The sequence below is a fragment of the Bradyrhizobium nivariense genome, from assembly GCF_029846695.2.
Taxonomy (GTDB): Bacteria; Pseudomonadota; Alphaproteobacteria; order Rhizobiales; family Xanthobacteraceae; genus Bradyrhizobium.
Map to the genome: position 1 here is coordinate 50,597 of NZ_JARWCR020000054.1, position 12,591 is coordinate 63,187.

The window sequence follows — 12,591 nt, forward strand, 5'->3', positions numbered from 1 at the left end:
AAAGACATGCAGTCACACTCTCCAACGACGCCCTTTGGGCGACGATCGTTGACGCTTGCCCATGTGGCAAGCCAAATGGTCGCAACCGCACGACCACCCGAAAAGATCGTGCACAAATGGAAGATCTTCCATGCCATCTGCACGGCAAGGCCGCGCCTCGGGGTGTCGGAGCGCGCGCTCTCGGTACTGAACGCGCTTCTAACCTTTCATCCTGAGACCGCGCTGACAGGGGAGGATGATCTGATCGTCTTTCCGTCAAACCATCAGCTCAGTCGGCGGGCGCACGGTATGCCGGCATCGACGCTGCGGCGCCATCTCGCCGTGCTGGTCGACGCGGGACTAATCGTTCGGCGTGACAGTCCGAATGGCAAGCGGTATGCGCGAAAGGACGATACCGGCGAAATCGAGCTCGCGTTCGGCTTCGATCTGTCACCGCTCGTCGTGCGCTCGGAAGAGTTCGAGAGCCTGGCGGCCGATATCGAAGCCGAGGCCCGCGCACTCAAGCTCGTGCGTGAGCGGATTACACTGTGCCGGCGCGACATCGCGAAGATGATTGCAACTGGCATCGAGGAAGCCGTCCCGACGCAAAGGGGAGGGCAGGGGCCTGCCGATTGGCAGGTCGTGCACGCGGCCTTCCGCGCGATCGTCGATCAGATTCCGCGCACGGCGACGCGCCAGGAGCTCGAGCCGATCGCCGACGAGTTGTCTCAGCTCGCCGATGACGTGCTCAATCTTCTGGAAACACATATCAAATCCAAGAATCCGAGCGCCAATGAGTCCCATTCTGAGCGCCACATACAGAATTCAAATCCAGAAACCCCTGTTGATCTTGAACCTGTCTTTCGAGAAGGCAGGGCGGCGGGAGCTGAGCCAAAGCCTCAACCATCGCGAGTCGGGGAGGGGGCGTATCCGTTAGGAATGGTCCTGAGTGCATGCCCGGACATCGTTGATTATGCGAAAGGTGGGATTTCGAACTGGCGCGATTTCCTGGCCACAGCGGCCGTTGTACGATCGATGCTGGGGATCAGTCCGAGCGCCTGGGACGAGGCGCAAAAGGTTATGGGCGAGGTGCCCGCAGCCATCGTCGTCGCGTGTATCCTGCAGCGCGGGACGGCGATCAATTCCGCCGGCGGTTATCTGCGCGGTCTGACGCGAAAAGCCGAGGTCGGCGAATTTTCGCTTGGCCCGATCCTGATGGCGCAGATCAATTCTCGCCGGCGAGACAAGCAGCGGGCGTGAGGCGATGAGGCGCCGTTCCCAGACCTTGCCGTTTTCGTGTAATCGAAGTTGCGCGTCCTGACCCGGCTGCTGCGCTGTGTCGACGCAAAGCCGTTCGGAGAGATCGTCATGGCAAAACACGCTCCAATTGTCCTCACGCCGTTTTTCCAGCCTCGTGATGAAGGCGCCGCGGAGCAACGGATCTACGTGGCGGGATTTGCGGACGAAGCGGGCGATGCCTGGGGGACGCTGATTCCGTTGGATGCGGAGATGGTCGAGCACGCCGTTCTGGGACAACAGACTTTCACCGTCTGGTGCAACTCCGACGGACGCATCCAACCGCAGCCGACCAGCGATAGCCTTTTTGAGGATCTTCTGGAGAAAGATCAATTGAAGGAGACGCCCCTCGATGAGCTCGTCGCCGAAGCCATCGAGCAGGGCAAGAATGAACCCAATGATGACATTCTCGATATGTTCGAGACCCTGCACGAGCGGCTGGTGCGGGCGGAGGGCATGGTCGCTGACGAGATCGCGCGGCGCAGGCGATGACTCCTCGCGCCGCGGTCAGCGCGGTTCAGTGCTGTAGGGCCAGCTTGTACTAACGCGAGCACCGCGACCGCGCGCGGCCGACACCCGGACCGGTCGATGAAAACATAGAAAACCGGCGACCGGGCCGCGCTCCGACTACTCTTAAGCTTCGCCGGAGCCGGAAAACAGCACCGTCGGTGGCGTCGCGCGCGGCGGCGGGAGAGTCCGACTGCCCGGGGCTCCCGGTTTGCTCTTGAGATCGTACCGCTGGGCTAGGTCGAGTAGCCGCCGCTTGGTGAATGGGTCCGCGTTCTCCGCCAGATCGCGCGCCCGCTGTGCGAAGCCCCTATAAAAGTCTTCCACGACGCCACCCCCGCAACATCACTGAAAATCGGATTTCAACGTGAGACGCGCTCCGCGTCAAGCGGACTGGTGCATGCGGACAATTTTCGGCGATTGACTTGTGCTCGCGGCACACGGGGAACTAAGCTGGTCCCGGCAGGCAAAAACCATGACTCCGCTCTACCTCAGCCGGAAGCTGTGCCCGAAGTGCGGTAAGCCGATGGCGGCCGTGCCCGACGACGTCGCGGCCGGCCGGCCGCGCTACGTCTGCGTGGTCTGCGAGGACGATCCGCTGCGCGATCCCGCCGCCCGGAAGTGGGCGGAAAGCCCGCTGCGACCGCCGGCCAAATAACGTTCGAGTTGAAATCGAGCCCGGAAGCCGGATTGCTGCAGCGGCCGATTGTGCTCACAACCCTCTCCGTCGATGTGGAGTGACAACCCGAACGCCCAGCTTTGTTCCATCGCGCGTGCCGGCGGAATCATCCCGGACTCGGAGGCCGGCATGCCCAGCGACGCTAGCATCTGTTTTACGCCTCGCAGCACGGTCGATCGGAGGGCGGGGTTGCATCCAGATGGCGAGTACGTCGCCAGCCTCGTTATCGATCTTGCGTTGGCAACTTCGACAGCTACGCCGAGATGCTGACGGTGACGATCTCCATTGCGGGTGATGCGCGCCGTCTAGGGTGACCTAATTAAGGTGAGTTGCAGTTTGCTTGCCGCGCCCATTGCCTGAGATGCGAATGCCCGAACGGATTAGGGCCGCCTGTCTTCATTCCATGTGTTTTCGCGACGGGCGCACCCATCAGCGTCCTCGATAAAGGCTGGTCTGACCGAAGGCCGATCCCGCTTCGCGGGCTCTCGATCTTGTCCCTGCAACGTCCGTCCTCGACTTTCTTCCCCTGGCGCTGCGCACCATTCCTCGCGGTCCAAGAAAGTCGCTGCCGGCCGCCCTCCATTTCATTTCGGCCCTTTGGGTGCAGGTCGATCGCCTCCGGTCTCACGACCGCCATCGAGGTCGCGATAGGCGCGGCCCGAGAAAACCAAGGAATGAGACAATGGCTACCATCGGCACCTTCGCCTCCACGGGCAATGGCTTCTCCGGCGCGATCAAGACGCTCAACCTCAACGTCAAAGCCAAGCTGATCCGCGTCGACACCCCTTCCGACAAGGGACCGCACTTCCGCATCTACTCCGGCAACGTCGAGTTGGGCGCGGCCTGGCAGAAGACCGCCAAGGACACCGAGCGCGACTACCTCTCCGTCAAGCTGGACGATCCGAGCTTCCCGGCTCCGATCTACGCCACACTGATCGAGGTCGAAGGTGCGGAAGGCCTCCAACTGATCTGGTCCCGGCCGAACCGCGACTGAAGCTCCAGGAAGTCGGCTCCGCCGCAAGGCGGGGCCCGCTCCCCTTCCACCGGAGATGCGATCATGACCGTCGACACCATTGAAGAATTGCGCGCCGAGCTGCGCGAATGCGTGTTCACGCCGGCCGAGCGCAAAGCGCTCGAAGTCGAACTGGCCGAACTCATCCGCCAACGCAACGAAGTGCTCGCAGCCGAGGAGGGGGCATAAGCCCCCTCGTCTTGCGTCTACGATGCACGGTCGTTACGCGATCAGGATCGATACTTCATGAGCTCGAACACAATCTTCCCGACCATCACGCACATGTCGAGCCTGTCAACGACCGGCAATGCCCCGCGCGACCTGATCGGTGCCCGCCCGGCGGCAGATCGGCCCCTGTAATGGCGGACTACGCTTCGCTATCCGCCTTACGATTTCGCGCACGGGCGGATGGAGCCTGACAGGCGTGCTTCCCTAACGCAAAATCCGCCCGCTCGTATTGACTCGCATTGCGAATGGGCGAATCCTTCCAACAACGCAATTGCCACCGCCAATTTCAGCACTACGAATTTCGGCGCTCCGGCCTTTATCGGCGCCATCTGAGTAAATTCTTTCTGAACAGAAACGGAGGGGCCGATGCGCGCGCTCGCCTTGAGAACCGTCTCTCTTCTCGCCCTTGCTGCCCTGGGCTCGATCTCCGCCTCGCCTGCCGCACGCACGGAGGACGGGACCGACGAGCAGTTTGGCAAGGTTCACTTCCAGACCTCCTGCAACGAGGTGGCGCAGCGTCGCTTTGACCGCGGGATGCGCTATCAGCACTCGTTCTGGTACCGGCCCGCGAAAGAGATTTTCGAGGAGACCTTGCAGGCCGATCCGGAATGCGCGATCGCCTATTGGGGCATTGCCCTGAGCCTGCTCTACAATCCGCATTTTCCCGCGCCGAAGGAAAACCTCACCGAGGGCCTCGGCGCTCTGCAGAAGGCCAAGGCACTCGGCGCCAAGAGCGAACGCGAACGCGACTATATCGACGCGCTGCTGGCGTTCTATTCGGGCGACGAAAAGACGACGTTTGGCCAACGCGCGCAGGCCTATCTCAAGTCAACCGAAGCCGTCGCCGCGCGCTATCCCGATGATGACGAGGCGCAGATCGCCTACGCCATCACGCTGAATGTCACGGCGTCACCAAACGACAAGACCTATGCCAACCAGCTCAAGGGCGCTGCCATCTTGGAGCCGATCTTCAAGCGGCAGCCGCGGCACCCCGGGGTCGCTCATTACCTGATCCACCTCTACGACTATCCGGCGATTGCAGAACGAGGTCTCGACGCTGCCAAGCGCTATTCCGAGATCGCGCCGGCGGCGCCGCACGCTTTACATATGCCGTCGCACATCTTCACGCGCGTCGGCTACTGGAACGAATCCATCGACGCCAATAGCCGCTCCGCCAAGGCTGCCAAGGAGGGCAAGGACCCCAGCGAGCAGCTGCATGCCGACGACTATATGGTCTACGCCCTGCTCCAGCTTGCGCAGGACAGCCGAGCCCGCGACGTCATCGCGGACATGGTTGCGACGACGGGGTATGCGCCGGCCGTCCGCGCCGGTCCCTACGCGATAGCGGCCAGCCAGGCGCGCTATATGGTCGAGCGCGGCGATTGGCAGGGCGCTGCCGCGCTGAAGGTCGAGCCGAGCCGGTTCGCCTATGTCGATGCGATCACCTATTTTGCCCGTGCCCTTGGCGCTGCGCGCTCCGACAATGCAGACGCAGCAACGGCGGACATCGCCAAGCTGGCGGAGTTGCGGGACAAGCTGCAGCAAGACAAGGACGCCTATTGGGCCGAGATTGTCGACATTCAGCGGCAGGTCGCCACAGCCTGGCAGCTCAATGCCCAGGGAAAACAGGAGGACGCGTTGGAAGCGATGCGCCTTGCCGCCGATGCCGAAGACAAGACCGAAAAATCCATCGTGACGCCGGGACCGCTTGCCCCGGCACGCGAGCTTTACGGGACCATGCTGCTCGAGCGCGGCATGGCGACCGAGGCATTGGCCGCGTTCGAAAGCACCATGCGCAAGGAGCCGAACCGCTTTGGCGCGACGATCGGCGCCGCTCACGCCGCCGAGAAAGCGGGTGACGCCGCGAAGGCCCGCCAGTACTACGCGAAAGTCGTCGACATGGCGCGCAATGGCGACTCCTCGCGGGAGGATCTCGCGGCCGCACGAAGGTTCATGGCTCAGAATTAGCAGGAGAGCCGCGGCAGCTTCCATGCGCCTGACAAGCAAATTCATCGCGCTCGGCGCAGCCACCGCGCTGCTCTGCGCAGCCGTTGCGGTCTGGATATTGCGATCCGGCGAACAAGCGCCCGCAACAGCGGCATCCGGCGAGATCCGCCCGGTGTGGACGGAAACCGACTGGCCTTTCGGCGCAGACCCCTGGGGGAAAGGAAAGGCGTTCCGCTGCAAGGCCGCCGATTGCGGCGGCGAGGTCCGGCTCTACGTTCGCGCCAAGCTCGGCTTTTGCAATTGCGCCACCGGCGTCGCCGACGATGGCGACCTCGATCAGATGGGCGACCTGGCGCTGATTGGCAAGGCAACGCCGATCGGTGCCGGCCGAGAGATCATCGTCGGTCCGATGCGCGGCCGCAGCCGGGCCTATCGCGTCGAGGGGAAACGCAACGCCGCGCTCTCACTCGCCTTCAATCAGCGCTGCGACATGGCGGCCGCAACGGCTTTGGTTGGACCGGGCGCGCCCGCGTCGCTGGAATCGGCGGTGCTGGCGTTTCTCAATAGCGACCGCATGTTGAAATGGGCCGAGATCGCGCTTGGGTTATGACTCAGAGCAATTCGGCTTCCGTGGTTCGCAGAACCATAGGACCTCAAGGATAACGTCCCTTAGTGGGGTGTGAGCTCCGTCTTGTTTCGATTTTGCTTGGTCCGGCATCAGGGCCGCGAAACAGATAGAGCCGCGATCACAGGCAGAGCCGTAATCCTCGAAAGAATGTCAGGCTAAGACGGTGTTTCGTCCGCGACAGGGTAACCGCGCCTTCGCTTGGCACGCTCCAGGCGTACGAATGCTTCGATCGCCTCCGCACTACCATCGAAGGTCTGCACCATGGTCTTGCCACTCGTGCCGATCCGGCCCCAATTGCGGATCAGCGACATTTCTCCGAACAAGGTGGGCTGCGTGGATAGCGCATAAAACCGCCGCATATTGTGCGCGGCATCGATGCGGCGCAGATGAAGCGGTTCTGGTTCGGGTTTCGGCACGGACAGATTCTCGCGTCCGAGGAAAGCCGCGTCCAATGAGTTTTATGAATCGACCGGGCAGATCGATTCATTTTATCAATAGGTCCTTGCGCCGGAAATTCCGCGCACGGTCCATTGCCCCGATTGAATCTCTCCTCGATGGAAACTTCGCGATCGAGACGCGCGTCTCGATGCTTAACTTGCAATTGCATCAGCCCTAAACACAACAGCCGCAAGAGATCGGCTCCTGATTCAAAACTTCCTGCGGCTCTTCCAGCCCAACCTGCTTGGGCGAGCCCCTTCGGGGAGGGCTCTACTCGCGCCGCCGCGGTGACGGCCCCGGAGCCCACAAGCGGTCTCCGCGCCTTCGCGTGACGATCCTCTCGCGACCTGTCGCGGAGCGACCAGCAACGAGCACAACCCCAGTTCGCGCCCAGAATTTCCCTTGATGGCTATGGGCTGACCTGACTCTTCTGGCAGGGGATTCGCCGGACGAATTCCGGAATCGTTCCGGTGACCGGATTCGCAATCGCTGTTGGTTCAAACCAACATCTCCCAGGACATGATGGACAAGGACATGGCTCCCGCACTGTTAGACCCATTTCGGACCTTAAGATGAAGACCATTGTCATCAACAATCAAAAGGGCGGGGTCGGCAAGACGACGCTTGCGGTGCATTTGGCCTGGTTCATGGCGGAAGCGGATCTCCGCGTTCTCGTGATCGACGTTGATGCACAGAGCAATGCGTCGGATACATTGAGGCACTACGCCGGTTCAACGTTAGCTGCGGATCTGTTTAAGCCGGGGATGCGGGTCGTACCTCGGGAAGACGAAGGCCTAACGCTCGCGCCGGCCGATAGCTCACTGACCGATCTCGACCGCAGCAGTGCGGCCGCTATAACGACTCTGCAAGAGAACCTCGCTATCGCATCGGATCAGTTCGATGCCTGCGTCATCGATACGCCGCCATCACTTGGACTGCGCAGTGTCGGGTGTTTGGTGGCGGCGTCGCATGTGCTCGCCCCTATTTATCTGGAGGACTATTCGATTAAGGGCGTCAAAGGTCTGATGCAGACCGTGATCGGCGTGCAGAGGCGCTATGGCCGCCAGGATACGAAGTTTCTCGGGTTGCTGCCTTCGAACTTCAACACGAAATCGCCCCGTCAAAGGAGCCATCTTGAGCAACTGTTGCGCGAGGCGGGCAAATATGTGTTTCCGGGCCAGATTGTTGCAAGGGACGGCTACGCTGAGGCCGTTGCGGAACGCCTGCCGGTCTGGAAGCTGAAGCGCCGCTCTGCGCAGGAGGCTGGTCGGGAAATCCGCGATGTTCTCGCCAAGATCGTCGCGCAGATGGACGAGCCGGCCCATGGCGCTTGATCTCAGCTTTAAGCAGCTCATCGACGCCGCCGAAGATGGTGCCGCCACAACCGGGCAACCGATTTGCATCGCCATCGACCGTATTGACGAAGATCCAGACCAGCCTCGTCGCAGCTTCGACGAACAGAAGCTCGAGGAGCTTGCGGAATCAGTCCGTCAGCATGGGGTGCTGCAACCGATCGTGCTGCGGCAAGCGACCGAGGAAGGCCGGTACGTGATCGTCATGGGCGCGAGGCGGTATCGTGCTGCTAAGCGCGCCGGGCTACGTGACGTCCCCGCTTTCATTCATGCCGTTGGTTCTGCGGATCGTTTTGTTCAGATGATCGAAAATATCCAGCGCGACGACCTCAATGCCCCTGAAATTGCGGCGTTCATCGCGGGCCGCTTGGAGCTGGGCGATAGCCAAGCCGACATCTCGCGCAAGCTCGGCAAGCCGAGGGACTGGGTGTCTCGCTACGCATCGGCCCAGAGCATGCCGGAGTTCCTTCAGTCGAAGCTTGCCGGCTCATCAATCCGTGCTGTGTATGAACTCTACCAGGCTTGGCGTGAGCAGCCCAAGGCCGTCGAGACCATATGCGCAGCACAGGAGAGCTTCACCGATGCACACGCCCGTCAGCTGGCTCGCAAGATTCGCAGCGAAGTCCGCGGCTCCCCTGCTGATGGTGAAGGGTCGCCTGGAGCTCGACCCGCAGGAAGCCCGATCGCACCGCAAGTGGGATTGCGACCCATGGAGAGAGGCCGCGTAAAGGCGGTCGCGGAAAAGTCCCCCAATCCTTCGGTCGATCGGAACGCGCGAATGAGCTCATCACTGACGATCAGAGTGCGTCACCAAGATCGCAATGGCCGTCTTCTGGTCGATCGACTCGCGTCTCAAGGCTCACGCCATGCCGTGCTGCTGATCGATGGTGCAGAAGAGGCGGAAGAGGTTCCGGCATCGACGGTCACAATCGAAGAGATCCTGTTGGCATGAAGCTTGTCTTAGACAGCCTCCTCATAAACACTGCTGCGGTTGGTGCGCCGGCGGAGCGGATTTCCCATCCGAAGGATGGCGCGTTAGCGCAGCAGCCGGAGGCCGAACGCGCCCCCCACAGCGCTGTAGAGAGGCCGGAGGCTGCTGGAAAGCCGCGGTCCACATATTCGGTACCGATTTCGCCAATCTGCACTCGCAGGGTTCGTGGAGCACAAGGAGTAGGGGCGACGGCTGCGTCATTCCCGGAGGAATTCTCCGCGTCGATCGTCGGTTGGATTGGATCTCACCTGCAGCAACTCCCGAGCTTTCACTGCCGAGCCTGTTGGTTTGAACCAACGTGGAGGGGGTGGAAGGATTCGCACTTTCTAGTGCAGGATAGGCTTCACGCCAGCGATGTATTACATCGCGATTGGGATTGGAGTGCATGGCTCTGATCTCGCTTCGCGTCTCCGACGAAGTCGCGACGGAGTTCTCAGCTTTTGCAGCTACCCAGGGCGGCAAATCCGCGCTGCTGCGGCGTCTCATTGCTGATGCGCTAGCTGCACCAGCGCCGCGCATCTTGGCGTTGCCGATCGGACGACCGGAGAAGGTGACAGTGCGATTTCGCGAGAGTGAGATGCGCCAGCTTGCGGAAATCTCACATCAGCGTGGCATGACCCGAACCGGCTGGATCGTCGCGCTGGTGCGTTCGCGATTGGGATCGCCGGTACAACATTCTCCCGACGAGCATGCCGCGCTTCGCGCTATCGTTCGTGAGCTCAACCGGATCGGCGGCAACATCAACCAGATCGCGCGCGCCGCAAACACCAGCGTGCTGCAGGGCAGGGCGGTTGAGCCCGATCTGTCCGCAATTCGAGAGGCCAAATTGGTCATCGAAAGAGAGCTCGCGCAATTACGCAATGCGCTGAATGGCAACGCTGATTATTGGGATGGGCGGCGATGAGCCGGCGCCACTCGCCGCGTCCGACCGACCTGGCCTCCGAACTCCCGCCGATCTCGTACGTCTGGGAAACGCCCAATCGGCGCCCACGGCGGGCCGAGTGGGATATCCCCGATCCGGCCGTTCCAGGCCGCCTTACGCCGGCGATGCGTGCGAAGCTCGAACGCATCGTGCGTCGAGCACCGGAGGTGATGCTCAAGATTACCGGCCGCACAAAGGGCGTGGGGCATCTCAAGTCGCACCTCGCATACATCACGCGAAACGGCGAGCTTGATGCGGAAACAGAGCAGGGCGGGACGCTGGCGGGTCGTTCCGGATTGAAGGACCTGCAGCAACGCTGGGAGGATGATGCCGGTCTTGACGACAAGCGCCGCCGCGATGGGTCGCTCTCGGTCAACATCATTCTGTCAATGCCGGCTGGCACCGATGCCGTCGGCGTGAAGGATTCAGCCAGGGCATTTGCCATCGAGACGTTCGGCTATAATCACGACTACGTCTTTGTCCAGCACCTCGACAACAAGCATCCCCATGTGCACTTGACCGTTCGGTCCCTGGGCCATGACGGCAAGCGCCTCAACCCTCGCAAGGCAGATCTTCAGGCCTGGCGCGAACGGTTTGCCGGCGAACTCCGGCTTCGTGGAATCGCGGCGGAGGCAACGCCGCGACGAACCCGCGGACGGGTTCGAAAGGCCGATCGCGGGGCGGTGCTCGCCTTGCGCAAGCGAAAGATCACGCCCGATGTCGATCGGCTCGCACGAAAGAAGGTGCTTTCCGAGCTGAGGGGCGGCAAGAGCGCCGAACATCCTTGGGACGAAAAGATCAAGTCACGTCAGGACGCGATCCGGCGGCGATATCTCGACTATGCCGCCGAGCTACAGCGCTCTCGAGCGCCAGCAGATCACGAGCTCGCGCGCCAGATTCGGCAATTCGTCATGGAGATGCCTAAGGTTGAAACCCGCCGGCATGCGCTGAAGAATGAACTTTCGGAGCTTGCCAATAGCCGGCGGCGCGGAGCGGAGCAGGGCGTCGATGCCGACCGGCGCGACGATACGCGAGGCGATGAGCGGACCAGATAAGCGAGCGCAGGAATCATAATCCTGGGGTCGGGGGTTCGAGTCCCTCTCTCGCTACCAAAACTCTACGATCTTGCTCGCTTTCCGTCGACTTCTTTCGATCCTTTACGCTCGATGGCAGCGCCTCTTTAGGGGAGCGGTGTATTCGCTCTATCCAATTTGGGCGACAGCGCGATTATGCGCGATCTAGATTGCGCGTCGCGAGAAGATTCGGAGGATCCTTGAAGGGGCGTAGTGCGACCGCTCATGGCGCGAAGCGGCCGTTCACGGGTACTGGGACCGGGCATGGGAATAAAAAATTGATGGTTCTTATCATTGCGACCAGAACAGCTATTAGGCGGACATAAATCCCCACGTCGTCATTTGTCACTGCACTGCCTGTAAGACCATTTCTGGCGCACCCTGCCGAGTCACCGTTTCGGTAAAGGCAATGAACTTCAAATTCTTGGACACCGAAGACTGTTACTAAGGACTGCCGACCAGCGGCAGCAAACGTGTGCTGGCGCTCTGTGCTGTTTGCAGTACGCCAATCATTCGACGACCGTAGTATTTTGATCTTCGTCTCGGGGCGGTTACGCAACTTGCGCAACAAGAAATTCGATATCATAGCCTACGCAACGGCGACCATCGCTTCGGTTGTCAGGTGGCCGGGAAACACGACGTCGCAATAAATCCCGAAATCACGACCGTAACGCTGGACCACTCTGCGCAGGATTTCGACATCTACCGGCAAGCGATCCTGCTCGATCGTGATGAAGCCACAGCGCCCGCAAGGCCTCTTGCCCCGCAACACGACCTCTCCGATCCTGATCTCCCGGCCGATCCAGTCTTTTTCAGGCATCGCCTCGTCCTCATCCGGCCAGTCGACAAGAATGTTCGGACGGAAGCGGCGCGTGTCGATGACGCTGTCTGGCAATTCTCGGCTAAGGCTGCGCAGTGCAGCCGTGGTCAAGAGGTGGATCGGAGCGTGCTCGTAGCGAGGGCGGAAACCGCCCGATCCGATGGGGTCGAACGGCTTCAGCATTGGCTTGAAGCCGAAGGTCGTCGACAAGGCTTCCCGCATCGAGGCGTCCTCCGGTCCAGCCCAACTCCTGCCGTCGGCCGAAACGGCGACGCCGCCACCAGCGATCTTAGCATACGCGCGCGGCACGCCGATGAAGTGCTTTTCCCGTCCAGGGGAGGCGATGCGGCCGGTTGCTTCATCGAGCACTCCCCAGATCCGGTCGCCGGCAATGCCGCCTGCCTCGACGCGAGCCACGGCGAGCTGTTCGCCCGCCATGGAGCTCACCGGATAGCGCCAGAGTTCTGCGACCTTGCCCTTCATAGGCTCTCGAGCCCCTGCTGGCAGGTAGGCGGATAGCCTGCCACCCTGATGAGCGCGCGCTCCATGGATGCAAGAAAGATGTCAACATGTTCCCCTTGGCAAACGAGCGGTAAGCGCGAATTTCCCCGCACCTTTTGCGGTTGAGTGCTGTGATGCATGAGGTGTCCACCAAATTAGGTGGACACCTTGTGATGGCAGACGATGATCAGAAACTGCGGGTCAGGCTTGTTGGCCGG

15 protein-coding genes and 1 tRNA gene are annotated in these 12,591 nt (G+C 61.4%); 13 read left to right on the plus strand and 3 right to left on the minus strand.

All coding sequences use genetic code 11. The features are described from left to right. Positions 1–6: 6 nt before the first annotated feature. Together repC and QCM77_RS32705 are read left to right on the plus strand one after the other, a co-directional pair. The gene (repC, locus tag QCM77_RS32700) at positions 7–1,239 is read left to right on the plus strand and encodes a plasmid replication protein RepC (RefSeq protein WP_279686219.1); all 1,233 of its coding nucleotides are present in this window, start codon (positions 7–9) and stop codon (positions 1,237–1,239) included. 108 nt (positions 1,240–1,347) lie between these two features. Beyond that, positions 1,348–1,767: a hypothetical protein gene (locus tag QCM77_RS32705; protein ID WP_279686220.1), complete on the plus strand. Its 420-nt coding sequence runs from the start codon at positions 1,348–1,350 to the stop codon at positions 1,765–1,767. Between the two features lie 141 nt (positions 1,768–1,908). On the opposite strand, the gene QCM77_RS32710 is transcribed toward QCM77_RS32705, so the two are convergent. Beyond that, positions 1,909–2,109 (minus strand): hypothetical protein, encoded by a 201-nt coding sequence (locus QCM77_RS32710; RefSeq protein WP_279686221.1) that lies wholly within the window; start codon positions 2,107–2,109, stop codon positions 1,909–1,911. 148 nt (positions 2,110–2,257) lie between these two features. Between QCM77_RS32710 and QCM77_RS32715 the strand changes: the two genes are divergently transcribed. The 5 genes from QCM77_RS32715 (at position 2,258) to QCM77_RS32735 (ending at position 6,258) form a co-directional block, all read left to right on the plus strand. Next, positions 2,258–2,440 carry a hypothetical protein gene (locus tag QCM77_RS32715; protein WP_279686222.1) on the plus strand — a complete coding sequence of 61 codons (183 nt, stop codon included), beginning with the start codon at positions 2,258–2,260 and terminating at the stop codon, positions 2,438–2,440. 703 nt (positions 2,441–3,143) lie between these two features. Beyond that, positions 3,144–3,455, plus strand: coding sequence for a DUF736 domain-containing protein (locus QCM77_RS32720; protein ID WP_129273754.1), 312 nt, complete (start codon positions 3,144–3,146; stop codon positions 3,453–3,455). 63 nt (positions 3,456–3,518) lie between these two features. Beyond that, on the plus strand, positions 3,519–3,662 hold the full coding sequence (locus QCM77_RS32725) for a hypothetical protein (RefSeq protein ID WP_279686223.1): 144 nt from the start codon (positions 3,519–3,521) through the stop codon (positions 3,660–3,662). 405 nt (positions 3,663–4,067) lie between these two features. Further along, the gene (locus tag QCM77_RS32730) at positions 4,068–5,669 is read left to right on the plus strand and encodes a hypothetical protein (RefSeq protein WP_279667456.1); all 1,602 of its coding nucleotides are present in this window, start codon (positions 4,068–4,070) and stop codon (positions 5,667–5,669) included. A gap of 22 nt (positions 5,670–5,691) precedes the next feature. Then, positions 5,692–6,258 carry a hypothetical protein gene (locus QCM77_RS32735; RefSeq protein ID WP_279667457.1) on the plus strand — a complete coding sequence of 189 codons (567 nt, stop codon included), beginning with the start codon at positions 5,692–5,694 and terminating at the stop codon, positions 6,256–6,258. Between the two features lie 173 nt (positions 6,259–6,431). Here the strand turns inward: QCM77_RS32735 and QCM77_RS32740 are convergent, their stop codons facing one another. Beyond that, positions 6,432–6,692: a WGR domain-containing protein gene (locus QCM77_RS32740; protein ID WP_462676086.1), complete on the minus strand. Its 261-nt coding sequence runs from the start codon at positions 6,690–6,692 to the stop codon at positions 6,432–6,434. Between the two features lie 594 nt (positions 6,693–7,286). Between QCM77_RS32740 and QCM77_RS32745 the strand changes: the two genes are divergently transcribed. The 6 genes from QCM77_RS32745 (at position 7,287) to QCM77_RS32770 (ending at position 11,500) form a co-directional block, all read left to right on the plus strand. Further along, complete coding sequence (locus tag QCM77_RS32745) at positions 7,287–8,048, plus strand: ParA family protein (protein WP_279667458.1); 762 nt, start codon at positions 7,287–7,289, stop codon at positions 8,046–8,048. Next, positions 8,038–9,018, plus strand: a complete 981-nt coding sequence (locus QCM77_RS32750) for a ParB/RepB/Spo0J family partition protein (protein WP_279667459.1) — start codon at positions 8,038–8,040, stop codon at positions 9,016–9,018. Before QCM77_RS32745 ends, QCM77_RS32750 begins: the two co-directional genes overlap by 11 nt. 424 nt (positions 9,019–9,442) lie before the next feature. After that, on the plus strand, positions 9,443–9,961 hold the full coding sequence (locus QCM77_RS32755) for a MobC family plasmid mobilization relaxosome protein (RefSeq protein ID WP_279692261.1): 519 nt from the start codon (positions 9,443–9,445) through the stop codon (positions 9,959–9,961). Beyond that, the gene (locus QCM77_RS32760; protein ID WP_279667461.1) at positions 9,958–11,034 is read left to right on the plus strand and encodes a relaxase/mobilization nuclease domain-containing protein; all 1,077 of its coding nucleotides are present in this window, start codon (positions 9,958–9,960) and stop codon (positions 11,032–11,034) included. Before QCM77_RS32755 ends, QCM77_RS32760 begins: the two co-directional genes overlap by 4 nt. Beyond that, positions 11,009–11,091, plus strand: a tRNA-OTHER gene (locus QCM77_RS32765). The genes QCM77_RS32760 and QCM77_RS32765 overlap by 26 nt, the downstream gene beginning before the upstream one ends. Positions 11,092–11,392: 301 nt before the next feature. Beyond that, complete coding sequence (locus QCM77_RS32770) at positions 11,393–11,500, plus strand: hypothetical protein (protein ID WP_462804360.1); 108 nt, start codon at positions 11,393–11,395, stop codon at positions 11,498–11,500. 141 nt (positions 11,501–11,641) lie between these two features. Here the strand turns inward: QCM77_RS32770 and QCM77_RS32775 are convergent, their stop codons facing one another. After that, positions 11,642–12,355, minus strand: a complete 714-nt coding sequence (locus QCM77_RS32775) for an MOSC domain-containing protein (RefSeq protein WP_279686224.1) — start codon at positions 12,353–12,355, stop codon at positions 11,642–11,644. Positions 12,356–12,591 lie beyond the last annotated feature (236 nt).